The sequence below is a fragment of the Rhodococcus sp. K11/5 genome (assembly GCF_055193735.1).
Window position 1 is genome coordinate 927185 of sequence record NZ_CM143721.1, and the last position, 21452, is coordinate 948636.

Sequence of the window (21452 nt, forward strand, 5' to 3'; positions counted from 1 at the left end):
GTGCAGTGGTGTCCCGTCGCTCCCTCCCAATGCTTTCGACGGGACACCACCGCAGACAGTGGCACCCTCAGTTGGGCCGCAGGGTTTCCGCGAACTCACCCGACTCACCGGTCCAGGTGATGGTGCCGCCGGTGAACATCGACGACCAGCCGCCCGGAATCGGGGTCTCGTCATTCGTCGGGAAGCCGAACGTCCCCGCCGGCCCACCTTGCTCGGTGAAGACACGCAAAATTTCACCCTGAACGACATGGGCTCCAGTCTCCGGTGAGGTGAAGATCGCGCCGCCCTCGAAGGGCACCGAGAAGCCGTCACCGACGGGGGTCTGTGGTCCAGTGGCTTTCCCGAGCGAACTCGTCGAGCCGCCGCGGCCGACATACTTGGCGGTGATAGCCGAATCGACATTCTCGAGCGGCCCGGCGGGACCCGGGATGGCCGTACTGGCGCCAGCCGTTGACGTTTCCCCTGGACTCGATGTGGCCGCAGATTCGGATGCGCTCGACGCCAGGGACGGCGCCGAGGAGGCGGCGTCGGAGACTGTTTCGGAAGCGTCGTCGAAACTGCACGCGTTCAAGGTCAGACCCATGGCGAGTGCGACGGCGGCCAGGGTGGCAGGGCGAGAGGGTCTCATCGAGAGGTGTCCTTTCGGGAACGGGTGCGCTTGGGTCGGCACGTCAGTGCTGCTCGGAGTCTCGCCGCCGGGCTCGATGCCCGCGCCAAGTGCCGCTCGACCGTGTCATTGACCTTGTCGATCTGATCGCGGTGACAGGTCTTGGTGCCAACGGCCTCGGCGGCTTTATCGACGGAGGCCCCGGCCTCGTGCCGGTGGCCGACGATGTTGCTCTTGATGTCCTCGAAGCTCGGCATGCCGACTCCTGTGGGTGCTGACGAGAGAACTGCCCTCATCAGATACCCAACTGGACAATTTTTAGACTGGACAGTCTATGTAAGAGCCGTGATCTTTACTATAGTGGCGGTTCTGAACTGGCAGGAGTTGGATGTTGCGCCGTGTCCGATCTCCACGTATCGAATTGATAGACAACAACGTCTAGCATGTGCACGCACTGTTGTAGGGGTCCGATCCGACGACGAGAGAGGTCACCGCGACACAGTGGTCTACTCGAACGACCATGGCCCGGAGTGTTCGGACCTCGGTGGATGTCGCCTGAACAGATCAACGGAAACGTGCCATCCGGCGACGTCGGGTCGGACCAATGAAAGGAACGCGGTTACGACCATGGCGCAAAGCAGCGAGGCGGTGACGCATGTGGTTCGAGCTCGACGAAATGAGCTGCGAAGACCGACATCCGCAAGCATGTTCGGTCACGTCGTTGTGGCGTCAACCACCGCGGCGTCCGATCCGGCGACGAGGGGTCACGGAGTGACCGATCACCGATTCGACCACCTCGATGGAGGTGGGTGTTCATCCATTCCTGCCGATGCGGCCACCGCGGTCCTGGTGTCGATTCGGTGGGACGCACTGACTCCCACCGATCTCTTGGCTGCGGGGCTGGCTTTACGGCTGATGCGCCGGTTCAACCCGGACGCAGCGGACGGCGATGTCCGATTCGCTGAGGTCGTACGCGACGTGGAAGCGAGATTTGCCGCTGCTGCGGCGCGGTGGTTGGACGCAATCGGACACGGCCCGGCCACCGCCACACGGTGCGTGTTGACAGCTTACGACGAACTCGCTGCAGTGTTGCAGCTGTCGCAGTGCCGCTGCAGCGACGAGCAGTCCGATCAGGTTGTACTTCGGGCAACGTTGTTCGGTCTGCACGCTTCGCTGACTAACTTTCTCGGTGACCATCTTGCCGACCCACGAAGCTTCGGCAATCCCGGCTCGGCGGCATTGGTTCATCTGGTGCGCGCGCACGCGCAGCTGCTGCTCGCGACGATCATCATCGGCGCTGACCGAAACGAATGACCTAGTCAACCGACCGATCTTGACCTTTGCTTTGGAGGCGCGTTGTACAATTTGATTCTCCTGGCGTTCGTGTTTCTCGCTGTGCTGGCGGTGGCGCTGCCACGCGGCAGCTGTAAAGCGAGTCGTCGCGCTGATCGGGTCGAGGTTGTTCGGGCGTTCGCAGCTCAGAGTTTTTCGGTTACGCGGAGCTGTATCCCGTCGACCGCAGTTACCGGCCGCGCGGTCGGCGGAACCAGGGCGCCAAGCATGGAGGTTATGGCGGTGACCAGTTCCTCGATCGGCGGATGTGGGCCCGAGCGTGTCCAGAGCTGACCGATTTCTCCGATAGCTCCGTTCATCATGGCCGCCACGACGGTGTATCCGCCGGGCGGGGTGTAGTCGTCGCCGACGTTGCGCCGGATCATCATCTCGAAAAAGTCGACCCACACCTTGAGGCGGGCGGTGCGGTAGCGGTCCACTCGCTCGGTTGCTCCAAGCACCTCGACGAAACACACCCGTGAGCGGCGAGGGTCGCTTGTCAACGCACGTAGAAGGGCGCGCACGACCGCTTCGGCCACCTCGTGCAACTCGGCAGTCGGGGGCAACGCATCTAAAGCATCAATCATCGCACCGCGAAGTTGGATTTGGATGTGTTCGTAGACGCTGATCAGCAGGTTCTCGCGGTCGCTGAACTCTGAGTAGAACTGGCTGCGCGCCAAGTTTGCGGTAGCGCACAAATCGGAGATCGATGTCTTCGCGAAGCCCTTCTCGCTGATGAGCGACAATCCCGCCTCCAAGAATGCCGCGCGCCGCTCTGCGCGACGTACGGCGATGGTCTTTCCGCCGTACGTGCGTTGCTGGCGCGTTGGACCCATAGCCCCGATGGTAACGGGATTCGCGTCGTTACCCGGTGCCGACGGTGTCGGTCGCATCCGATGAGAATGGACAAAAAATCTATGATGTTGGAAGTTTCGTTCCAACTTTATTTATTTTCCCGACGTGGCGAGTCGGGTTAGCGGAGGGACCGCGGCAGTGACCACACCAACAGCAAGCGACGACGCCCCCGACCCGCGTCGATTCGAGGTCGGCGATCGGGTGATCGTTTCGCGAGCGGGCGAAGCACCGGGCGGCAGAGGAGTCCTGATCGAGGACTACGCGCGCTGGGTCGATCGCATGAACCTCCGCGCAGACTGGCCGCCGGTCAGGCGTTGGGCGGTCTCCCTCGATGTCGGGGACTTAATCTTCGTCGACGACGAGCAAATTTCCGCCGACAACGACAACGACAACGACAACGACACCGACACCGACACCGACACCGACACCGAGGCCGAGGCCGAGCCGCTGCCGGTCGCAGACCCCCATCCCGACAGCGACCGGTCATCTCGCAACGGAGCACCAGGTGGCGAAATTGACGCGGGCGTACCCCGCGGCCTTCGGACGCAGCGGTAGTCGAGGTGGGTGGGACACCCGAGCCTCAGGGCTACGCCACGCCGGTTCGCGACATCGATCAGGAAGATCCGATCCGAGCGCTTGGTCGCTTCCTCACATATGTGACTCTCGACCCACAGGTGGCCGACGCTATGGCTGGAGCCGCCGTTGCGTCGGCGCCGACCACCTACCGTGGACTGGTGAGCGCCGCTTGGATGCGCGCAACCGACGAACCTGCGGTCGCCTGGCCACTGGCACGTCAGACGCTCTTGGCCGCCGCGGCTGGCGGTAATGGCAGGTCCCCGATAGTCGAGCCACCGTGTTCTAGAGCCACGGTGTGATTGATTTCAGTCGATCTCGCAGCCCTCGACCGGTTGGTGGTTGTGGGCGCATCGGGCAGCGTACTCGGACGGCGTGAGGTAGCCGAGGGATGAGTGCCGGTGTCGATGGTTGTGGTCGTCTTTGAAGTCCTCGATCACCACCCTCGCTTCGAGAAGGCTCGTCCAGTGATTGCGGTTCAGGCACTCCTTCCGTAGCCGGTTGTTGAACGATTCGATGTGTCCGTTGTTCCACGGCGTCCCCGGCGGAATGTAGGAGATACCGACACGGTCTCGGCAGAACTGTTGCAGCACATGCGAAACGAACTCCGGGCCGTTGTCCATTCGCAGCACCAACGGACGCCCGCCCCACAGCGCGAACGTCTTGTCGAGCTCGTCGGTCAGTCGCTGTGCGGTGATCGATCGCTCCACGATGTTCAACAGGGACTGCCGGGTGTGTTCGTCGATCATCGATGCGATCTTGATCGCCTTCCCGTCGACGGTCGAATCGAACTGAAAATCCATAGCCCACACCACCTTCGGAGCATCGGCCTCGACCTGCGGGCACGAGCTCATGCCGGCGCGTTTGCGTGGGTGATAGATCCGAACCTGCAGACCCTCCTCCTTCCAGAGCCGGTGCACCTTCTTCTTGTTCACCGACATGCCCTCGTCGTGCCTCAGATGCGCCCAGGCGCGGCGGAAGCCGTGCAGCGGATGCGAGCCTGCGTATGTCCGCAACGAGGCCCTCAGGGCCGCGTCGGGGTCCGCGGGTGTTTCGGCGATCGGTGTTCGTGCGTAAGTGGAGCGGGCAAGCCCAACAGCTCTGCACGCCAGACGTTTCGACAGACTCATCGTGGTCACGAGCATGTCGACGGCGCGGCGCTTCGCAGCTGGGCTCAGAATTTTCCCTTCGCTACCTCCCGCAGCGCGTCCTTCTCCAGCTCGGCCTCGGCGAGCAACCGTTTGAGCTTGCCGTTCTGCTCGCGTAACTCCTTGAGTTCCTTCGCGGCATCGGTGTCCATCCCGCCGTACTGACGCCGCCAGTTGTACAACGTCGCCGCGGACACCTCGAGCGGCCGTGCGCAGGTCGTGCCGTGAATACGCATACCCGCGGTGCTGCTGCACCACCGAACCGCAGCCTCCTGCGCTTGCTCTAGACTGCTGAATCGTTCACCCGCCCAGAAGTTTCCGCGCACATACTGCACGGTGCGTTCGACCCTTGGTTTGTCCTTCGGCGAGCGCACCCGCGCCGGGTCGGTGATGAATCCGACGTGGGCGCTGTAGTCGAGCCATCCATCGCTCAACCGCGGAGCGATCGGGTCCGCCCTCGTGACAACAGGTTCGAGATTGTCCGGGATCAAGACCGCGAACACGCCGCCGAAGAACTTCCACGCTGCTTCGCAGCCGGCAATGACCGCCACCAACGTCTGCGAATAGCTCAGCCACACGAACATGTGCCGGCTGTAGACCGCGGTGAAGATCAGGGCGTGGACTTTGCGAACCCGGCCGTCGTCGGGGTCGGTGAGCATCCCCAGATACCCGAAGTCGACCTGGCATTCGATCCCGGGTTCGCCGTCGACGACGCGGACGGTGAGGTCTTTGCGGCCGAAACCGCACCGCTCGGTCGCGAACCGGTGCAACGTCCGATACGGCACCACGCAGCCCTTACGGGCAAGCAGCATTTCGATTTTCGCGATCGTGAGCGGCTTACGTTCACCGTCGCCTGCCACCCACTTGCTGATCTGCTCCTGATGGGGCACCAGTTGCTCCCAGGCCGCGCCGTGACCGTGGGGGCGGTCGGGCCGGACAGTGGCGACGACAGCTGCGATCACCTCGTCGCTGACCGCGTCGGCATCGTCGGTTCTGCTCAGGCCGGCTGCTTGGGCTGCCTCGACGTAACGGCGGACCGTCTTACGATCCACACCGGCATGCTCGGCGATCGTGCGCAGCCCCGGAGTCGGCAGTGCCGCCGTCCCGAGCCACAGCCGTAGTACTTCTCTGATTTCGTTCACACTGATCTCCCGAAAAGCCATGCTCACCGACCTCCGTGACGGACTTCGTGCTGTCACAGACGATCGAACGAGCAAACGACGGGACCACCGGCAAGGCGCGCCGGTGGTCCCATAACTGGCAATCCAGGTGGTCCCATCACCCTGGCAGAAATCAGGTCACGCTGGTCCCATGCTCATGGCAGACGAAAGATTTCCGCCTACGGGGCCCGTCGAGCCGACCCACCCGGTGCGGGTGTCGGCATTGGCAACGCCGGCGGATAGCAGGACGGCCGACAACGCCACCACAGATGCGCCAGTCGCAATACGTTGGACAGACTTAATGCACTTCATTGGCCCCTCTTTCCCGTGAATCGACGCACCGTGGGTCGGTGCACCTAAGCCGGACGGCTTAGGTCAATGCAAAGTACCGAATGTTCTGAACTCACGGGCATCGCGCAATTAATCCGTTTGAACTATTCAAGGCCGACATTCCGGTCCGAGGGAGACGTGGTGGGGACCGAACCGCAATCGCGACTGAACGGAAGCGTCATACAACTCCCAACGCTCCGTAGAAACAGCAAAATCGGCCCCGGTGTCGAGAAGCGGGTTGACTGCATGGCTAGGGTTGAACAGACTGGCCTGAGTTAAGGCATTCACCTGATCGCACCGCGACAAGACGCCGTCTTGCCCGGCTGTCGATGCTGCCACCCATCTGAGGACCAACACCATCTCCGTCGACCCGCGGTGTATCCGCGAGTTCGCGGGCCGCCACCGCATTTACCCACCGAACCTGGCGCGCAGCGCGCGCGTACGCCACGGCCGTCGGCTTGGCCGATCAGGGAAACGAACATGCACGATGCAGGTGGGGCGGGAGAGCGGATAAGTCTAAGGACTCGCCCGGCCGTCACACCCGTTGACGACCATGCCTGCGCGAGTCGAGTAGCCGACCCCTACTGATGCGAACTCATGAAGCTCTCGATCGTGCTGCTGCTCAGATCCGGTCGGTGAGTGACGTCGAACGGCAGCTCGGCAACAGGTCGACCATCGATGGTGACGACCACTTTGTTCTCCCCGGGGCCGACGAAAACCGGATCGACTTCGAGTACGAACACGGTCGGAAGCACTCCGGACGGGTGGTGCCAACGATCGCTCTCGATCAACGACACCCCCAGCGGCTCATCCGTTCGGCTTCGATTGATGCGCTTCTTCCCGGAAATCTGGACGAACTTCGCGCCGACTCGATGATCACGACCCAGGTCGCCTCTGTCCCAGTGGATTCTGCCGACAATCGAGAGCTGAACCGGATAGGGGAACTCAGGAACAGCGATCGCGCCGAGACCGGCATCGAACGCCTGAAAAATTCCGCCGCTCGCATCGACGGAAGCCGTGAAGGCCAGAAAGCAGAACTCCAACCGGGGATCGAGAACGTAGGCCGACGTGTGTCGAACGGATGATCTGACCGTGAACCACTCGGTCGCCACAGCAACAGTCCTGTCCGGCTCGTCCTCGGTGTCGAAGATGTTCTGGGCGATCGCCTGCACGAAGACCTCCGCCTCCACATCCGGGACGTCGGGGAACGGCACACCGTTGAGCCGGAGAAACGTGACGGCAGCAAACCACCCCGTGCGCTTGTTGCCATCGGTGAAATATTGAGTGCTCGCGATCCCGTGCACATACGCGGCAGCCTTCGCCCACAGGTCGGGAAAAGTCTCGTACCCACCGAAACCCGACTGCGGACGACCTGCGTTCTGCTCCACACCGGCCAGGTTCTGCACACCAACGCCGCCGTCCTGACTGGCGTTGATAGCGATCAGCTGGTCGACGGTGAGGTACTTCGTGGTCACTTCAGTCGCTCGGCCAGCGAAGCCCAACGCGCCTTCTCGACCGCGTACGCCGCAGCGAACTCCTCATCAGTGGCGACCACGACGGCGTCACGACTGTCCGAGCTGCGCTCGGTCTGCGACTCCTCGACGCCCGTCCTGGCCATGGACGCATGGTACGTCAGAGCTCAGCAGACGGTCACGGACTCACTCCAGCGGTCCAGCTCATCGGCCGGAATACGGCGAACGCGGACAACGGCTGCGCCCGCCGGAAACGCCACCATTCCATCAGCGCTACCGCGACCCGCGGGCCGTGGTCGGTCGCCGTCGCTTCCGCACAACACCGCTGCATGCCCCACAGGTGGAAGGTGGCAGCTCGGGTGCTGTGACCGGCGGTCGGGTATCGCAGGCCGGCCGCAGGGCGGCCGGGCGTCGGCCACCCTGCGTGACCCACAACAGCGACCGCCGGACAACGCCGAGACACAGGCAGACGCAGCTGCCGCTGTTCGCACGGGAAGCGGTGCGCAACTTTCGGGACGTGGGCGCGGTAGCTCCCAGCGGGCACTCCCTGTCTCGGGCCATGACCGACGCGGTAGCCCGTACGCACACTCCAGCTCGCGTCCTCGAAGTCGGCGCCGGCACCGGCACCATCACAGCCGCCCTGCTCGACCGACTGAACCCCGCCGACACCCTCGATATCGTCGAAGTCAACCCGGCTTTCGCCCGTCGGCTTCGCTTGCTCGCTCGCCGCCGGGGACCCGGCCCGGCCGCAACCGTGCATCAGACACGCTTGGAATCCTTCGACACAGAACACCGGTACGACGCGATCATCTCCGGACTACCTTTCGCCAATCTCGACGTCGGCCAGGTTGCAGCGATCACGGATCGGTACCGCGACCTCCTCACGCCCGGCGGGGTGATCACCTACTTCGCATACCGGGGCACCTCCCGTCTGCGTGCGCTGAGCATGAACAAGTTCAGCATCGACCGGCATAGTCGCGTCGAGCACGAGCTGGCCGTGTTCCGACGCGGCTACCAGACCCGGCAGCGCACGGTATGGGCGAACGTTCCCCCCGCACGAGTCTGGGAGCTCACGCTCCCCGCCGGCGGCGACGCCGTCCGATGAGCACGATCATCGACACACTCGGCCGGATCCCCGCACCCGCGACGTACCTACTCATCATGACCGTCGTTCTCGCCGAGGCAATCCTGCTCATCGGTGCGTTCGTACCGACCTTCACCACACTGGTCACGGCGGGAGCTCTCGCCGCTGACGGCCACCTCCACCCGGTGCTCGTGGTCACTGCAGCAGCTCTGGCGGTGGCTGGAGGTGACTTCCTCGGACACCGAGCGGGCCGAACGCTCGAGCAGCGCCCCCGGGTGCGGCACCTGCTGGCCAAAGCGCCCTCCTCCGCGGTCGACCGTGCGGGCACTGTGGTGCAACAGCACGGAGGGCGGGCAGTGTTCGCGGGGCGGTTTGTTCCCGTGGTGCGTACGGTCACCCCCTATCTGGCCGGCGCAGCTCGGCTGCCGTACCGGAGCATCGCGCCGTTCAGTGCCGCCGCCGCCGCCGCCCTCTGGGCCGCAATAAAGGTGAGCGTCGGGTATTTCGCCCTGTCTGCACTGGACCTTGCCCGAACGTCCGGACCGGCAATGACGGCCATCGCGATAGTCGGGATCTCAGCAGGATCGATCGCCCTCACCCGTCGTCGAGGTAACACCATTCGCCATCTCTCGTCGAAGAGGCGTGGAGAAGCCTCAGTCGTGCGGCGCTCAGCGGCAGGGGTTGCGCGGTAGCGAACCATCATCGGACGTCCGACGAGAGACAGGGCACCTACCCCCGGGATGTCAGTAGACACCTCGGGCGATGCTCGCCCGCTCGATCGTGATGAAGCTCCGAGCGCCGCGGTCTCATCTCGACGACCTACCGAAACCGCCCGCCAAGATCAGGCAGGTCAGCGGTCACCCCGACGAGCGGTGCCCCACACCGGCGCTGCCTCCGCGAGTTCGGTTTCGGTCGCCACCCGGAACGGAGAGGGCACCACCTCCGACGGTGTGTCCTCACGGTTTTGCCCGCGAGTGGCACGCAGACTCAACGCCACCGAGGTGCCGATCACCAGTGCGATCACGGCGAGCGAGATCGTGGTGGGGATGTAGTACAGGTCGATCTTCAGGGCCATCTTGATGCCCACCCAGATCAGGACGAGGGCCAGGCCCACCTTGAGATAGACGAAGCGGTGCATCAGGTCGGCCAGCAGGAAGTACATCGCCCTCAATCCCAGGATCGCGAAGGCATTCGCGGTGAACACCAGGAACGGAACGTCGGTGACGGCGAAGATCGCGGGGATGGAGTCGACGGCGAACACGATGTCGGTGACCTCTATCAAGACCAGAACGGCCAGCAGCGGAGTGGCCACGAGAGCACCGCCGCCGATCCGGACAAGGAATCGCTGTCCGTAGAAGGCGTCGGTCATCGGAACGTAGCGGCGGAACAGCCGCAGTGTCCTCGACTTCTCGGGATCGAGATGGTCGTTGCGCTGGCGCAGCATCTTCACACCGGTCACGACGAGGAACGCGGCGAACACATAGAGGATCGCGCCGAAGCTGGCGATCAACGCGGAGCCGCCGGCAATGAACGCGCCGCGAAACACCAGCGCGCCGACCACGCCGAAGAACAGCACCCGATGTTGCAGCTCACGCGGTACCGCGAAGTACGTGAAAATGATGGCCCAGACGAACACGTTGTCCACGGCCAGCGACTTCTCGATGAGGTAACCGGCGAAGTACTGCTGACCGAACTCCGAGCCCCACACGGTCCAGACCAGGGCACCGAACCCCACGCCGAACGCCACCCAGATCCCCGACCAGACCGCAGCCTCGCGGACTCCGATGACGTGCGCATCTCGATGAGCGAACAAGTCGATGGCGAGCATCGCCAGAATCACTCCGAGAACGACCAGCCAACCCCACAGTGGAACGGACATACTCAACCTCCGGTCGATGTGCGACCGGAGGTCTTTCCCGTTCCCGTGGGAACTCGCTCACCGGACATGGATTGCCATGCCGTGATGACGATGAGACGACGCGGGGATACTCCCCTCCGTCCTCGCAGTTTAGCGCCCCGATTTGCGTGCTGCGAGTTCGACGCGTCGACCCCGGCAGGCCGAGCTCGGACGCCAATCCGAGCTTCCACCCGCACACCACCCACCAAAGAGCTACCGCGACCCGCGGAACGTGGCCTGTATCCGTCGCTCCCGCACAACACCGCTGCGTGCCCCACGGGTGGAAGGTGGCATCGCCGGTGGTGTGACCGGCGGTCGGGTATCGCAGGCCGACCGTGGCCGGCTGGGCGCCGGCCACCCTGCGGGCGTCCCCTGATCGGAGCTCCGCTGCGCTCCGCACCCATGAAGAGCATCGTTCTTTCGGCACATCTGGCTACCTGCGATGCTGCGGTACTCCCTCCCTTACCGCCAACACCCGACCTCCGCTGCGCTCCGGCCCCTGCGGGGTCCGAAAACTTTCCAGAGCGCCTACGGCTGGAAACTTTTCGGCTCGAATGCTGGCGCCGGTCACTCGCACCGCCTCCTCTACGCCACGCCAGATGACGGCGAAAGAACGCGGGGAAGGGCCACCGACTCCGCACCGACAACAGTTCCGGAAGGGGAGCACCAGTGATGCGCGCACAGCACACCACCACCGCCGACGAGATCGACCACCTCGTTCACAAGCAGGGCGCACCGAAGATCCGGCGCACGGTCAAGAAGGCCAGCGCCCGCTACGACCGCCGCGCCGCCCGCCGCGCCCTCCGGTCCTGACACACCACCCACTCGAAAGGCCCGAACCATGACGCAACGCCGCATCACCATCAGCACCGCCGCCGACCTCATCGCCGCCGTCCCCGCCCTGGTCCGGTTCGTCCCCACCGACTCCATCGTGGTCATCGCCCTCACCGGGACCGCCGCGACGTTGACGGTTCGCATCGACCGCACCGACGTCGACACCCAGACCGACCGCATCGTCGACGCCCTCACCCGCCACCGCACCACCGCGGTGCACATCGTCAGCGTCAGCGACCACGCCGACAAGCGCGCCGCGACCACCGAGCACCTGATCCTCGCCCACCGCCTCACGGGCGTGGCCCGCGTGCAGGGCAACTACTGGATCCCCACGCTCGCCGAACCGGCCACCGCGCAGAACCTCGACACCCTCGAGGCCATCGCCGTCGACCCCACCGCCTCACTCGTCGCCGTCGCCGCCGCCGTCGAGACCGGTCAGCGGATCGAACGCAGCCGCGACGCGATCGCCGACCGCTACACCCGCACCGACACCGTCACCCCCGCCGAGCACGCCGACCCCGCCGGAGTGCTCGAAGAACTCGCCGCCGTCGTCTACGCCGACGAGCTGCCCAGCGTGGACCTGATCGCCCGCACCGCCGCCGTCATCACCACCCCGGCCGTCCGCGATGCGATGTTCCGACTCCCCGCCTACGGCAGCGCCTCCGCCCACGTCGTCATGACCACCGTCGCCCGGCGCACCACCGCCGCCCCGCGCGTGCACGCCCTGTGCATCGTCGGCTGGCTCAACCATCGCGCCGGAGACGGAGCCGCCGCCAACATCGCCTACGACGCCGCCACCGCCGAAGCCCTCATCACCGGCACCCCGATCCCGAACTTGCTCACCCTGTTGCAGGCTTCGCTCGAGAACGGCGTCACCCCCGCCGACATGGCGCTGCTCGACCTCGACCCTGCCACCGTCCGCGAACACACCGGGGCGCACCTGCCCGGGGCATCCGACCGGCACTGAGCAGGGCAATTGAGGTGAGGCGACCGACCGGACCTACGGGGACATGGTCGGTGGCCTCGGCACGTGAGCTGTCTGACCTGAACTCACGTACCCCTCGAACGCAGCCGAATCCCAGGCTCGGCCGCATCCACCACCGCGCCTACCCGAGCGGGCAGCCCGGAAACGACGCCGGCGGAGTCCGGACCGTGTCCGAAAGGTCAGACGCCGGGCAACTTTCGGTCCGTCCACGCCACATCGGCGTTCCGCAGCCCCGTCGGCCGGGTCTGCTCTACCGGAACACCCGCCACGATCGCCGCGACCGCCAAATCCGACGGCGGCACCGCAGCGTGCATCAGCTCCGACAACCTCGACTCCACCGACGACCGCTCCATACCCCGATCGTAGAACCGCGCCACCGATTTTCCGTCGTCTCGCCGCCCCTGGCGGGCCGGCGACAAGACCAACCCCACAGGCGGAACTGCGCTTCGTGCAGAAAAGAAGAAACACTGTTCTTTCGGCACATCCGGCGCATTCCGATTCTGCGGCACTCCCGGCCGCACACGCCAATATCCGATCTACCGGCCCCTTCGGGGTCCGACAACTTTTCGCCGCACCCACACCTGCGCTGCGCTCCGGCGCCCGAAAACTTTGTCGTCTCGAACAATGGCGCACGGCCACTTGCGCCGCCGACTCGGGCGCCACGCCGGATGACGGCGAAAGAACGAAGGGGAAGGCCACCGACGAGGGGGTTACCCACCACCGCCGACCACAGGAGTAGCCATGCCCGACACCACCACCCACACCGACTGCATCGAGCGCGGGACCACACCCTGCCACGGCACCGTCGAGCCCCGAATGTCGCTCAGTGGCAGCGGACTACCGTTCTCCCGATGCGCTCGGCATTGGAGCGCCCGCCTCGACCGCGAGGAGGAGATCCGGCGACGCTACCCCCAGCACCAGCCGGCCGACTTCGACCCCACCTACGCCGGCGAACGATGGGACGAGGACTGACGACCCGCCCGACGGGGGCGGCCACGTACGCAGCGTCGGACCGCCCTCGCCGAATGCGAAATGTCGCCGCGAAGCGAAATGCGAATACAAATCAATGCGACACCGCGCAGTGCGTCGAATTGTTACCGAATAAATCGGTGCACGACTGGCCAAATATCCGCTGCTGAAATAGAATAGACGCAATCCCCGCGAATACCGAAAGGGCCCGAGAAATGTCCGCAGTGACCGTCTACACCAAGCCGAACTGTGTCCAGTGCAAGGCCACCTTCCGCGCACTGGACAAGGCCGGCATCGACTACACCGCCGTCGACATCACCCTCGACACCGACGCCCGCGACTACGTCATGGCCCTCGGCTACCTCGCCGCCCCCGTCGTCGTCGTCGACGAGAGCACCCACTGGTCCGGCTTCCGCGACACCCGCATCGCCGCACTCGCCGCCGCCTGACCCGCCGTCACCGCAGGAAGGACGCACCCGCCATGACCCACTACGCCGCCCGGGCCCACTACGACCACGACTGGATCGCCCAGCAGATCGAGACCGAACTCGCCGCCGACACCGCCGGCGGGACCGTCATCGACGGGCCGTGGCCCACGGCCACCGACCGCACCGACCGCATCGGCACCCCGTAAACCCGACCGATCCGACCCCGAGAGCAGGTGAGAGCCGTGAGCGCACTCCGAGCCGTCCCCACCGAAGGCCCCGACGAGCACCCCGCCGGCCGCGACGCTGCGGTCCTCGACCTCGCACCCGACGACGCACCGGACCGTGAAACCACCGCCGCCGACGAGCTCGACGAGCAGGGCGAACTGGACCCGCGCACCGACCCGGAATCGCTGACCCTCTGCGCCCTCATGTGGTCCGCCGAGTCCGCCGACACGACCCGCGTCGCCACCGCCCTCACCCCCGGCGACTTCGCCAGCCCCGCGCACGCGGAACTGTTCACCGTCATCGCCGCCCTCATCGCCGAGGACCGGCCGCACGACCCCGCCTCCGTCGCTGCGGTGATCCACCGCGCCGGGGGAGGGCAGAAGGACGCCCCGCTGCGGCGGGTGCTCGCCGACGTCGTCACCGCCGACGCCCCCGCCGTCTCCGCCGTGCACTACGTCGACATCGTGCTCTCCCAGTCCTACCGTCGGAGCTTTCACATCGCGGGCCAGCGGATCACCCAGGCCGCCGAACAGGGACCGGAGGAGGAGTTGTTCGACTACATGGTCCAGCTCGGCCGCCGGCAGCGCGCCGCGTGGAACCGCCTGAATGCCTTTCGAGCAGGAGGAATGCAGTGATGACGCAGCACCAGGACGCGGCCGTCGCGGATCCGGATCGGTACCTCACCGCCGACGGGACGCTCACCGCAGACGGAGTCGACGCCGGCCGCTGGCTCGACACCGAACTCGCCCGGGGCGCCGACTGGGCCACGCTCGCCGACGACCTCAGTGTGCACTCCCGCGTCGCCCGGCACCTGCACACCCTGTGGTGCGCCGACCGCGACCGAGCCGCCGCCGACGCACAACACGTCCTGTTCTGACGTCACCCGCATTCGTCTAGCGCGATTGACTAGAAACAGTCCAGTAGGCTAGACTAGAGTCATGGTCGCGGATCAGCCCACTCGCAAAGTGCAGAAGGAACTCCGCGGCGCAGGGTTCTCCCCGCTCCGCACGGTCGGCTCGCACACGATGTGGGTGTCCGCCGACGGGTCGGTGAAGATCACCGTCCCGGACGGGCACCGCACCATCTCGCCGGGTGTGTACCGCAACATCGTCAAGGCCATGAAGGAGGCTCGAGAGCAGTGAGCACGACCTACACGGTGTCGGTGACCCGCGACGGCAAGTGGTGGATGGTCGCCGTGCCCGAACTGGACGCCCTCACCCAAGCCCGCCGACTCGGCGACGTCGACACCGCCGCCCGCGAACTGGTGGCCCTCGAGACCGGCACCGCACTCGACGAGGTGAGTATCGACGTGCACGTCGAACTCGCACCCGGGGACGGTGACCTCACCGCCCGCGTGGCCGACATTCGCGCCCGCCGCGATCGCCTCGAAGCCGAGGAGGCGAAGGTCCGCGCCGACACCGCCGCGTTCGCCCGCGAACTCGCCGCCGCCCAGGTCCCCGTCCGCGACATCGGAACCCTGCTCGGGGTGACCTTCCAGCGCGTCAGTCAGCTCGTCAACACCTGACCAGCGCAGTTCCCGACCCGACGTGTGCCGCCCACCGGCGGCCGGCTTCGTGTCGGTGCCCCGTGGCATCGTCCGACCGCACAGACGAAAGAGGTATCTCCCCGTGCCCGACTTCCGTAAGGCCACCAGTTCGATGCCGCTGCTGACCAAGCTGACCCTCGCCCTGCTCGTCCTGGTGATCGCGATGTGTTCGGTGATGCTGGTCGGTAACGCGACCGCCGAGCGCGGGTTCGCATCGGGAGGGAACCTCACCGCCGCCGACGGCGGACTGTTTCTGACCGTGGTGTTCGCCCTCATCGCGATGTCGATGCTGGTGCGCGGACACGACCGGCCGCGGCGATCGGCGGCCACCGACCGGCCGGAACAGTCGCAGCGGCCGTCGTCGCTCACCACCGCCGTCGCCGACGACGACCGCGCCGACCGGCCGTGGCTGCACGATCCCCGCTGAACCGCACCTCGCCCGAGTTGCAGCGGCCTCACCGGTCGACGACACCGGAATACCCTCGGTACCCCCGTCGTTGGACAGGCCGACGGTGTTCGGTCCCAATGCCCCGGGTACCACCCCTTCGCCGCTACGAGCGGCCACCTGCCGAGAGGCGCACTGGCGAGCACCGTCCCACACAACAACGAGAGCCGCAGACCACTGGTCTGCGGCTCTCGTCGTCTGAGCGGGACTCTGTCAGAGGCCGCCGTGGCACGGCGGTCCCCACAACCCCAGGCCCGCGGCGTCGGCGCGGTCCTGCGCGGCGGCGATCTCGCCGGCCAACTGCGGAGGACGGGTGTCGTCGTAGACGTACGCGCGGGCAGCGCCGGCCTCGGCCGCGGCGACTGAGTAGTCCTCACCGGACGGCTGCACGAGTACGTAGCGCAGCACCCGCCCGTAGTCGTCGACGTCGTCCTGCCCGGCGTCGGACAGCAGGCGAACACGTTGACCGGAGAGCGCAGCGATCGCGAACTCCGTGGCTTCCGGCCCCCAGCACTGCACCGGCGAGCCGGGCTTGACGGTCTCGGGTGTGTCGATTCCGAGGATGCGTACTCGCTTCGTCCCGGACGCGGTCGCCACATCGACGGTGTCTCCGTCGACCACGTTCGTCACCTCACCCACCTCGCTCGGTGGCCCGGCGTCGCACGTACCGCCAGGCACGCATCCCGAACACGCGATTGCTGCCACACCGACGGCGACCGCCGCACGGGCCCGGCGGGTCACGTCGGCACCCGTCGGCCGCCGCGGGTCGCCGCAACACGATCCCGGTACGAGCGGTGTGCGGTGCGTTCGGCGTCGACGAACGCCTCGACGTCCGGCATCCCGCCGGTGTCGCGGTGCGGGTAGGTGGTCGGGGTGTACCCGCACCCCGGCAACGCGACGGTGGCGAAGGCGTAGTCGTAGAGCGGTTCGAGGTCCCCGTCGTCGTAGCTCTCGGTCTCGTCGGTCGACAGCAGCACCGGCACATCATCGCGCAACCCGAGGTCGCGGGCCCGCGACCTCGCCGCCGCGATCCACGTCCCCACGTACGTCTCGACGTCCGCCTCGTAGAGCGTCTGCACCGCCGCCAGCTCCGCCTCCAACTCCTCCCGCGGCCCGCCGTCACGTTCGGCGCGTCGCAGCTCCGCCCGGATGGCCACGGTGTCCCGCGTGCAGAGTTCGCGGATGCCGTAGTCGTCGAGCTGTTGGTCGCGCGTTGCGAAGTAGAGCACCACCGGCTCGGTGCGCCGCAGCAGCGGCAACTCCGGATCGGTGCCCAGGCCGGCCAACGCGGACACGTGATGCGCCGCCACCGACTCCGGCGAGGCCGCGAGCAGCAGGTCCGCGCCGCCGACGTTCGCCGCGGCGGTCGCCGCCGCCCGTTCGAGGACGGCGGCGACGTCGACGCGGCGACTGCGGGCGGCGCGGGTCAGTGTTGCGGCGAGGTCCCGTTCGACGGCCGGGGGCGTGTCGAACTCGGCCGCGACCGTGTCCGCGTCGCCGGAGACATCACGCAGCGGCCGCGAGGTGTCGTCTGCACCCAGCGCGGTCAGGCTCACGTGCAGGTCGGTCACTCCGCGCACCGGGAGCGCGACGAGCTGGTGGCGCACGAAGCAGGTCGCCGCGGCTTCGTCGGGGAACACTCCGTGTGCGTGCACGCGGCGTGGGCCGCTGCCGTCGCCTCGCCGGTCGGCGATCACCGCTTCCACGACCGACTGTGGCGTCACTGGTGCACCTCCGCACCTTCGGCGGTGCGCGACCCAGTGTCGCCGGCCGAGCCGGGTCCGTCGGCGGCCGTGGTGTCGGCGGCGGGTGTGTCGGTGGTGGGGCGGGTGCGTCGACCCGACGCGCGCCGCGACGGCTTGCGCGGGGAGGTCGGTGCGGGCAGGCCGGCGGATTTCAGTTCGGCCGGGGTCCAGCCGGCGTCGACGGCGTCCTTGTACGCCTTCGCCAGTGCGGTGTCGGCGTCCGCCGCCGCACTGCGGGCGGCTTCGGCTGCGGTGTGTGCGGCGGAGGCGGCGGCTGCGGCGTCGAAGAGGGATTCGACGTAGCGGGTGCGGGTGTCGATCGCGGCGCGAGCGCGCGCGAGAACGGTGTCCTTGTCGAGCGTGGTGATGGAAGACATGAGGGCCTCTCGTGGGGGCGTCGGCGGCCGCACAACAGGTACGCGAAAGGTGCACCCCCGCAGCAGCGGTGGTGTGCACACGCGGTGTGTGACGACCGGTGATGGACGCTCGACCGTGACCCTCATCGACGGTCGAACACCGACGACTGTAGAACACGACACCGACACACGCATCACCGACGACACCGCTCGGCGACGTGGGAGGCTCGAGGTGTGCCCGACCCCGACGACCCTCGCTATCGACGCACCGGGCTGAGCTGGCGGGTGCAGGCGATGCTCTGGCCGGCGTTCTGCACCATCGTCACCTGGGTCGTCGTAATTGCCATTGACATCTCCCAAGACGGCCTCAACCTCTTGGGCCTCGTGGCGTGGGTCTTCGCGGGTGTTCCGATCACCGTGGTCGTGGTGTGCACGTTGCTCGGGGGCACGGCCGTTCTTGTCGCGCTCGCAGTGCGGGCGGTGATGCGCGTCCTGGCCCCGACCGCGCCGGGGTGGGTTCGAGCGGTGGTGGTGGCTGTCCCTACGGGTGTCGGTGTCGCGGGGGCCGTGCTGGTCTTCATGGCGTGGATCGGCGTCGAGGAGACGGCGGTAGCCGACTACTGGCGGCTCGCTGTGGGCATCGGTGCGGTCGCGGTGATTGCGTCTGCGATCTACTCACGGGACCTGTTCGACAAACGTCATGTGGTGGGGTGGCGTCGCGAGGGTCAGTAGTGGCGGCGCGGGTAGGTGCCTTTGCTGCCGTTGCCGACCGATCCGCCGAGCAGCGCGAGCGGGATGGCGAACAGGCACACGGCCGCGATCAGCGCGAGCACGGCCGCGCCCGCGACAAGTGCGCCGATGACGACAGCGCCGACGGCGAGCGCACCGATCACGACGAGCGCGTTGGCAACGAACCCGACGACACCGCGGCGGGTGTCGGCGAGGTGGCGGACGAGGAGGATTAGCAGTCCTCCGCCGGCGATAACGAGTGGAGTGAGCACGAGCGGTCTCCCGTCGGTCAGGTGGTGCACCACGAACGGCGGATCAGCGCGGCGCGCACGAGGTGTGTGCCCGCTGTCTACACCGGGGGTACGACACGCGACCGTCGCGGCGCTGCAGCATGGTCGCACGTGTGGGTCGCTGGATTGTCGGCGTCGTGTGGGAGCCTCCCCCGATGGCAGATGACAGCGCATCAATCGAGCCGCGGATTCGGGTCCACGATGTGCTCGACGGGAAAGTCGAGAACGGAACCCATGCCGTGTTGGTCGGGTCCTTTGTCGAGGTGATGGTCAGGCGGCACGAGCAGTCGGGATTGTGGGCGCGTGGGCTGTTCGTCGACGACACCGGTTCGATCCCGTTCTGGCTCTTTCCGCGTGCGTTCGCGCGCACCGACCGCGCCTGTCTCGACGGGGCGACAACTGTTGTCGTGAACGCCTGCGTGACAGTCTCGGAGTCGGTGACCGCACTGTTGGTCAATGGTGTTTCGCGTTCCGAGTCCGCGTACGACCTGACAGAATTCGCGTCGTGAGTGTCACTCTCCCACCGCCTCTCACGGCCTCCACCGACGACGATGCGGTGGTGCTCCTCCGCGAGTACTACGGTCGGACCTACCTCGACAGCGGGTGCTACACCGGCGCCTTCTTCGACAGCTGGGCGCCGCAGACTCGGGCGGCCGATGCCAACCGTTTCACCGCCGACGATCTGGTCGCGATCACGTTCTTGTCCGTCGCTGTCGATGCGCGCGCAGCACGCGAGCTCCTCGTCAACCGCGCAGCACGATTAACCGCGCTGTTGGAAGCAGTCGGACCCGACCGAGACCTCGTCGACGAACAACACGGGCTGACACCCGACGCGCCCCTGTACGCGCTGGAAACAGAACTGCGGAGCATTCCAAATATCCAACTGACCAAAGCCACCAAGCTGATGGCCCGCAAACGGCCTCGACTGGTGCCGATCTACGACACCGTTGTCTCCCGCGTTCTCAGCACAGTCAAGGTTCACCGAGACCCGATCAGGGAGGCCCTCCGCGTCGACAACGGAGCCCTGAATGCCCGGTTACTGACGATCAGAGCGGCCGCAGCATTGCCCGACGACGTCAGTGCGTTGCGCGTCCTCGACGTCGTCAGCTGGATGTGGGGCAAGTCGAACTGAAGCGCCGGCGGCAGGCGTCGTCAGGTGCGCGGCGACGCGGTCCAGTCGTGGTCGAACACGCGGCGCACTTCCGTGTGCCACTCGATATCGACACCGCTGCTATCGACACCGTCGGTCCATCCTGAGCCCGGTCGACCGGTCTTGCTGTTGACGACCAGCGCGGCGAGCGACGGTTCATTGTCGCGGTGGTTCTACTCGGAAAGATGGTCGAGTATGTAGCGCGCTTGGTTGCGGAGGTCGACACCCCGGACACCGATAGCGGCGCCGAGTTCTCCGTAGGTCAGCAGTGACTTGCGCAGTGCCGCCACCACCAACGCGGCTCGTGCACGCGACACCACTGGATCCCAGTTTGTTGGCTGCGGAGAACGCTAACGCTCAGAACAGCGTCGGGGCGGCAATGGTGTCCGCGTCGGTTCCGGTGAGGGCGGTGCGTAGCCGGTCGGGGTCGTATCCGTCGAGCAGTGCGTCGCGAATGGCGACCGCGCGCCCGTATCGGCCGCGCGGGTCGCGGTAGGCGGGGGTCGGTCCGAGGTGCCGGCCGGTAGCGACGGCGTGCGCGAGGTTCGCCGCTTGGGTGCCGAGTTTGAGGTGCCCGTCGCCGACGCGCACGCACAACGTCTCGTCGCAGTCGTGCTCGCCGACGACGTTGCGGCCGAGGTCGCCGTGCGCCAGTAGCAGCGCAAAGCGGTGCGCGGACAGGGTGCGTGGGGTGTCGCCGTCGGTGAAGGTGAACCGTCCGTAGCCGTCCGGGTTCGACACCGCACCGACGAAGTAGTGACAACCCGGGGTGACGACGATCTTGGCGCGGAAGCGGCGCACCGTCTCCTCCGGTAGGGGCGCTTTGAGTGGACGCCACGTCCACGTCGCAGGCGACGCTGGTGTGTCGGTGGCGCCGACGGCGTCGCCGAACAAGGCAAGCTGTGCCACCGCTGCGGTCACGACGCCTCGACCGCGCCGGCATCGACGGTGTCACCGCTGTCTTGGGACGGTTCGGTGCCGCTTTCGCCCGCACCCGTGTCGGCACCCGTGTCGGCAGCCGTGTCGGCGAGCAATGCGAGCAGCTTGCGGGCGTCACCGATCGTGATGCCGGCCAACGCGGCCGCCGCGGTCACCGTTCCTTCACGATCGCGAATATCCGAGATCGCCCGCGCCATCGTCAGCCGCGCCGCCTCGATCGCGTCGGCGGCGGCGAAGTAATCGGTCAACGAGACCATGTTCGCCTCGTCGCGCACCCGCCGCGCCGCGATCACCGCCTGGTTCGCCGCGCGGGCCCGCGCCCGCGCACTCTGCCGTGTCCCGGTCGCTGCCAT

31 protein-coding genes and 1 pseudogene are annotated in these 21452 nt (G+C 66.6%); 17 read left to right on the plus strand and 15 right to left on the minus strand.

Annotation, left to right across the window (positions count from 1 at the left end; translation table 11 throughout):
* Nucleotides 1-67: 67 nt before the first annotated feature.
* Nucleotides 68-583 (minus strand): LGFP repeat-containing protein, encoded by a 516-nt coding sequence (locus tag ACY466_RS04465; RefSeq protein ID WP_463250129.1) that lies wholly within the window; start codon nucleotides 581-583, stop codon nucleotides 68-70.
* Between the two features lie 41 nt (nucleotides 584-624).
* Entirely contained in the window at nucleotides 625-864 is a 240-nt protein-coding gene (locus ACY466_RS04470) for a hypothetical protein (RefSeq protein WP_463250131.1), read from the minus strand.
* A 514-nt stretch (nucleotides 865-1378) separates the two neighbouring features.
* Between ACY466_RS04470 and ACY466_RS04475 the strand changes: the two genes are divergently transcribed.
* Nucleotides 1379-1921 (plus strand): hypothetical protein, encoded by a 543-nt coding sequence (locus ACY466_RS04475; protein ID WP_463250133.1) that lies wholly within the window; start codon nucleotides 1379-1381, stop codon nucleotides 1919-1921.
* Nucleotides 1922-2085: 164 nt separating this feature from the next.
* Here ACY466_RS04475 and ACY466_RS04480 read toward each other — a convergent pair whose 3' ends face one another.
* Nucleotides 2086-2775, minus strand: a complete 690-nt coding sequence (locus ACY466_RS04480; RefSeq protein ID WP_463250135.1) for a TetR/AcrR family transcriptional regulator — start codon at nucleotides 2773-2775, stop codon at nucleotides 2086-2088.
* Between the two features lie 157 nt (nucleotides 2776-2932).
* Here ACY466_RS04480 and ACY466_RS04485 point away from each other — a divergent pair, with 157 nt between their 5' ends.
* The gene (locus ACY466_RS04485) at nucleotides 2933-3349 is read left to right on the plus strand and encodes a hypothetical protein (protein ID WP_463250137.1); all 417 of its coding nucleotides are present in this window, start codon (nucleotides 2933-2935) and stop codon (nucleotides 3347-3349) included.
* Between the two features lie 326 nt (nucleotides 3350-3675).
* On the opposite strand, the pseudogene ACY466_RS04490 reads toward ACY466_RS04485, so the two are convergent.
* The 3 genes and pseudogenes from ACY466_RS04490 to ACY466_RS04500 form a co-directional block, all read right to left on the minus strand.
* Nucleotides 3676-5678, minus strand: a pseudogene (locus tag ACY466_RS04490) (IS3 family transposase).
* A 908-nt stretch (nucleotides 5679-6586) separates the two neighbouring features.
* Nucleotides 6587-7480, minus strand: coding sequence for a type II toxin-antitoxin system death-on-curing family toxin (locus tag ACY466_RS04495; RefSeq protein WP_463250139.1), 894 nt, complete (start codon nucleotides 7478-7480; stop codon nucleotides 6587-6589).
* Entirely contained in the window at nucleotides 7477-7623 is a 147-nt protein-coding gene (locus ACY466_RS04500) for a hypothetical protein (protein ID WP_463250141.1), read from the minus strand. Before ACY466_RS04500 ends, ACY466_RS04495 begins: the two co-directional genes overlap by 4 nt.
* 413 nt (nucleotides 7624-8036) lie before the next feature.
* Here ACY466_RS04500 and ACY466_RS04505 point away from each other — a divergent pair, with 413 nt between their 5' ends.
* Together ACY466_RS04505 and ACY466_RS04510 are read left to right on the plus strand one after the other, a co-directional pair.
* On the plus strand, nucleotides 8037-8582 hold the full coding sequence (locus ACY466_RS04505) for a class I SAM-dependent methyltransferase (protein ID WP_463250142.1): 546 nt from the start codon (nucleotides 8037-8039) through the stop codon (nucleotides 8580-8582).
* On the plus strand, nucleotides 8579-9253 hold the full coding sequence (locus ACY466_RS04510; protein WP_463250144.1) for a DedA family protein: 675 nt from the start codon (nucleotides 8579-8581) through the stop codon (nucleotides 9251-9253). The genes ACY466_RS04505 and ACY466_RS04510 overlap by 4 nt, the downstream gene beginning before the upstream one ends.
* Nucleotides 9254-9411: 158 nt before the next feature.
* Here ACY466_RS04510 and ACY466_RS04515 read toward each other — a convergent pair whose 3' ends face one another.
* Nucleotides 9412-10440 (minus strand): TerC family protein, encoded by a 1029-nt coding sequence (locus tag ACY466_RS04515; RefSeq protein ID WP_463250145.1) that lies wholly within the window; start codon nucleotides 10438-10440, stop codon nucleotides 9412-9414.
* Nucleotides 10441-11130: 690 nt separating this feature from the next.
* Here ACY466_RS04515 and ACY466_RS04520 point away from each other — a divergent pair.
* Both ACY466_RS04520 and ACY466_RS04525 read left to right on the plus strand, forming a co-directional pair.
* Nucleotides 11131-11271, plus strand: a complete 141-nt coding sequence (locus tag ACY466_RS04520; RefSeq protein WP_463250147.1) for a hypothetical protein — start codon at nucleotides 11131-11133, stop codon at nucleotides 11269-11271.
* A gap of 28 nt (nucleotides 11272-11299) precedes the next feature.
* On the plus strand, nucleotides 11300-12259 hold the full coding sequence (locus ACY466_RS04525; RefSeq protein ID WP_463250149.1) for a DUF4192 family protein: 960 nt from the start codon (nucleotides 11300-11302) through the stop codon (nucleotides 12257-12259).
* Between the two features lie 197 nt (nucleotides 12260-12456).
* Here ACY466_RS04525 and ACY466_RS04530 read toward each other — a convergent pair whose 3' ends face one another.
* Nucleotides 12457-12630 carry a hypothetical protein gene (locus ACY466_RS04530; protein WP_463250151.1) on the minus strand — a complete coding sequence of 58 codons (174 nt, stop codon included), beginning with the start codon at nucleotides 12628-12630 and terminating at the stop codon, nucleotides 12457-12459.
* Between the two features lie 388 nt (nucleotides 12631-13018).
* Here ACY466_RS04530 and ACY466_RS04535 point away from each other — a divergent pair, with 388 nt between their 5' ends.
* The 8 genes from ACY466_RS04535 to ACY466_RS04570 all read left to right on the plus strand — a co-directional run bounded on the left by ACY466_RS04535 (nucleotide 13019) and on the right by ACY466_RS04570 (nucleotide 15872).
* The gene (locus ACY466_RS04535) at nucleotides 13019-13249 is read left to right on the plus strand and encodes a hypothetical protein (RefSeq protein WP_463250152.1); all 231 of its coding nucleotides are present in this window, start codon (nucleotides 13019-13021) and stop codon (nucleotides 13247-13249) included.
* A gap of 212 nt (nucleotides 13250-13461) precedes the next feature.
* Nucleotides 13462-13695, plus strand: coding sequence for a glutaredoxin-like protein NrdH (nrdH, locus tag ACY466_RS04540; RefSeq protein ID WP_463250154.1), 234 nt, complete (start codon nucleotides 13462-13464; stop codon nucleotides 13693-13695).
* Nucleotides 13696-13727: 32 nt separating this feature from the next.
* Complete coding sequence (locus ACY466_RS04545; RefSeq protein ID WP_463250156.1) at nucleotides 13728-13880, plus strand: hypothetical protein; 153 nt, start codon at nucleotides 13728-13730, stop codon at nucleotides 13878-13880.
* 36 nt (nucleotides 13881-13916) lie between these two features.
* On the plus strand, nucleotides 13917-14534 hold the full coding sequence (locus ACY466_RS04550; protein WP_463250158.1) for a DnaB-like helicase N-terminal domain-containing protein: 618 nt from the start codon (nucleotides 13917-13919) through the stop codon (nucleotides 14532-14534).
* Complete coding sequence (locus ACY466_RS04555; RefSeq protein ID WP_463250161.1) at nucleotides 14534-14776, plus strand: hypothetical protein; 243 nt, start codon at nucleotides 14534-14536, stop codon at nucleotides 14774-14776. The genes ACY466_RS04550 and ACY466_RS04555 overlap by 1 nt, the downstream gene beginning before the upstream one ends.
* 61 nt (nucleotides 14777-14837) lie before the next feature.
* A complete protein-coding gene (locus ACY466_RS04560) occupies nucleotides 14838-15041 on the plus strand; it encodes a type II toxin-antitoxin system HicA family toxin (RefSeq protein ID WP_222684257.1) in 204 nt (67 codons plus the stop codon).
* Nucleotides 15038-15424, plus strand: a complete 387-nt coding sequence (locus ACY466_RS04565) for a HicB family toxin-antitoxin system (RefSeq protein WP_377383889.1) — start codon at nucleotides 15038-15040, stop codon at nucleotides 15422-15424. Before ACY466_RS04560 ends, ACY466_RS04565 begins: the two co-directional genes overlap by 4 nt.
* 103 nt (nucleotides 15425-15527) lie before the next feature.
* Nucleotides 15528-15872: a hypothetical protein gene (locus ACY466_RS04570; protein WP_463250163.1), complete on the plus strand. Its 345-nt coding sequence runs from the start codon at nucleotides 15528-15530 to the stop codon at nucleotides 15870-15872.
* 231 nt (nucleotides 15873-16103) lie between these two features.
* Here ACY466_RS04570 and ACY466_RS04575 read toward each other — a convergent pair whose 3' ends face one another.
* The 3 genes from ACY466_RS04575 to ACY466_RS04585 all read right to left on the minus strand — a co-directional run bounded on the left by ACY466_RS04575 (nucleotide 16104) and on the right by ACY466_RS04585 (nucleotide 18012).
* Nucleotides 16104-16520 (minus strand): thermonuclease family protein, encoded by a 417-nt coding sequence (locus ACY466_RS04575; RefSeq protein WP_463250165.1) that lies wholly within the window; start codon nucleotides 16518-16520, stop codon nucleotides 16104-16106.
* 107 nt (nucleotides 16521-16627) lie between these two features.
* Entirely contained in the window at nucleotides 16628-17614 is a 987-nt protein-coding gene (locus ACY466_RS04580; protein ID WP_463250168.1) for a hypothetical protein, read from the minus strand.
* On the minus strand, nucleotides 17611-18012 hold the full coding sequence (locus tag ACY466_RS04585) for a hypothetical protein (protein WP_463250169.1): 402 nt from the start codon (nucleotides 18010-18012) through the stop codon (nucleotides 17611-17613). The genes ACY466_RS04580 and ACY466_RS04585 overlap by 4 nt, the downstream gene beginning before the upstream one ends.
* Nucleotides 18013-18225: 213 nt before the next feature.
* Between ACY466_RS04585 and ACY466_RS04590 the strand changes: the two genes are divergently transcribed.
* Nucleotides 18226-18723 (plus strand): hypothetical protein, encoded by a 498-nt coding sequence (locus tag ACY466_RS04590; RefSeq protein WP_463250171.1) that lies wholly within the window; start codon nucleotides 18226-18228, stop codon nucleotides 18721-18723.
* On the opposite strand, the gene ACY466_RS04595 is transcribed toward ACY466_RS04590, so the two are convergent.
* Nucleotides 18717-18992 carry a hypothetical protein gene (locus ACY466_RS04595; RefSeq protein WP_463250173.1) on the minus strand — a complete coding sequence of 92 codons (276 nt, stop codon included), beginning with the start codon at nucleotides 18990-18992 and terminating at the stop codon, nucleotides 18717-18719. The two genes, ACY466_RS04590 and ACY466_RS04595, sit on opposite strands and share 7 nt — an antisense overlap.
* Nucleotides 18993-19165: 173 nt before the next feature.
* Here ACY466_RS04595 and ACY466_RS04600 point away from each other — a divergent pair, with 173 nt between their 5' ends.
* Both ACY466_RS04600 and ACY466_RS04605 read left to right on the plus strand, forming a co-directional pair.
* The gene (locus tag ACY466_RS04600; RefSeq protein WP_463250174.1) at nucleotides 19166-19519 is read left to right on the plus strand and encodes a hypothetical protein; all 354 of its coding nucleotides are present in this window, start codon (nucleotides 19166-19168) and stop codon (nucleotides 19517-19519) included.
* Nucleotides 19516-20142: a DUF6308 family protein gene (locus ACY466_RS04605; RefSeq protein ID WP_463250176.1), complete on the plus strand. Its 627-nt coding sequence runs from the start codon at nucleotides 19516-19518 to the stop codon at nucleotides 20140-20142. Before ACY466_RS04600 ends, ACY466_RS04605 begins: the two co-directional genes overlap by 4 nt.
* A 191-nt stretch (nucleotides 20143-20333) precedes the next feature.
* Here the strand turns inward: ACY466_RS04605 and ACY466_RS04610 are convergent, their stop codons facing one another.
* From ACY466_RS04610 to ACY466_RS04620, 3 genes are read right to left on the minus strand one after another with little or no spacing between them, the layout of a single operon-like run.
* Nucleotides 20334-20477, minus strand: coding sequence for a hypothetical protein (locus ACY466_RS04610; RefSeq protein ID WP_463250178.1), 144 nt, complete (start codon nucleotides 20475-20477; stop codon nucleotides 20334-20336).
* Between the two features lie 40 nt (nucleotides 20478-20517).
* Nucleotides 20518-21081, minus strand: coding sequence for an HNH endonuclease (locus ACY466_RS04615; protein ID WP_463250179.1), 564 nt, complete (start codon nucleotides 21079-21081; stop codon nucleotides 20518-20520).
* On the minus strand, nucleotides 21078-21452 hold the full coding sequence (locus ACY466_RS04620) for a hypothetical protein (protein ID WP_463250181.1): 375 nt from the start codon (nucleotides 21450-21452) through the stop codon (nucleotides 21078-21080). The genes ACY466_RS04615 and ACY466_RS04620 overlap by 4 nt, the downstream gene beginning before the upstream one ends.